At 71.5% G+C, this 1431-nt stretch carries 1 protein-coding gene; it reads right to left on the minus strand.

The window, feature by feature from the left end; all coding sequences use genetic code 11:
• Positions 1-76 precede the first annotated feature (76 nt).
• Positions 77-1431, minus strand: a 1355-nt coding sequence (locus E8F12_RS00010; protein ID WP_280323228.1) for an ATP-binding protein, incomplete at its 5' end; no start/stop codon positions are given.

Raw genomic sequence — 1431 nt, forward strand, 5'->3', positions numbered from 1 at the left:
ATTTCCGGCGGGATGCCGCGCAGGTCGAGTTCCAGTGCATCGATATGCAGCCGCCTGCGGCGCGGCGAGGGCGCGGTCATCGTCTGGTCCTCCGGGTGGCGACCAGCTCGGCGTAGGGGCCGAACTGGTCGAGGCTGTTGGCGCGGTCCAGCTTGTCGTACTCGCGCTGCAGGGCGCGCACTATCGCCGGCATGTCGAGGCGCCGCGGCGCGCCTTCGGCGGCGCACTGCAGGCAGGCGTTGAACACCACGCCACGGATGTGCCCGCCGGCCAGGGCGAAGCGCTGGGCGAGGAATTCGAAGTCCAGGGCGCTGGCGTCGACCTCGGCGGGGATCACGCTGCGCCAGATGCGCAGGCGCTCTTCGGCGCTCGGCAGGGGGAACTCGACGACGAAGCGCAGGCGGCGCAGGAAGGCTTCGTCCAGGTCCTTGCGGCGGTTGGTGGCGAGTATCGCCAGCCCCTTGAATCGCTCCATGCGTTCCAGCAGGTAGCTGATTTCCAGGTTGGCATAGCGGTCGTGGGCGTCCTTGACTTCGGTGCGCTTGCCGAACAGGGCGTCGGCCTCGTCGAAGAACAGGATCAGGTCGGCCGAGTCGGCGGCATCGAACAGCCGGCGGAGGTTCTTCTCGGTCTCGCCGATGTACTTGTTGACCACCTGGGACAGGTCGATGCGGTAGAGCGGCAGCCCCAGTTCAGCGGCCATGGCTTCGGCGGCCATGGTCTTGCCGGTGCCCGGCGGCCCGGCGAAGAGGGCACTGAGCCCGCCCTCGTTCCAGGCGCGCGCGGTGCCCCAGTCGTAGTGCACGCGGGTGAGGTTGTGCATGGCCGCGACCAGTTCGTCGATCTGCGCGGCCTGGGCCGGCGGCAGCATCAGTTCGGCACGGCGGAAGCGCGGCGTCACGGGCTGGGCCAGGGTGCCGAGGTCGAGGTCGGCGCGGGCGGCGGCGAACAGCTCGGCGGCGCTGGGTGCCCGGCCAAGGGCCGCGAGTTCGGCCGCGACCCGGGCGATGGCCGTCCCTTCGTAGCGGAAGCGCCGCGCCAACTCCGGCAGCAGCGGGGTCAGTTGGTGATCCGGCAGGTGCTGGCGCCAGCAGGCGAGCCGCTGGGCATGGTCCGGTGGTGGCACTTCCAGTGCTGGCAGGCTCTCGCCCAGTCCGCGCAGGGCGCCGCGCTCCTGGACGCCGATGAACAGCAGCAGCGGCAGGCCGGGCAGCGGCAGGACGTCCAGGCCGCCGTCATGGGCGGTCGGATCTTTGATGAGCCGCGCCGGCAGGTACAGCGCGCAGCCGCGCAGCCAGGCGGTGCAGAGCGCCTGGGCCAACTGGTCGCGGGGCAGGGCGGTGCTGGGTTTCAGCGTCTCCACACCGGCCAGGGCGGCGCAGGCCGCGGCGGTTTCCGCCAGTGGCGCATCGGCTGCGCCGAGCACCGGCA

Source organism: Pseudomonas sp. BN102, assembly GCF_029871245.1.
In the GTDB taxonomy this organism is placed as follows: Bacteria; Pseudomonadota; Gammaproteobacteria; order Pseudomonadales; family Pseudomonadaceae; genus Metapseudomonas.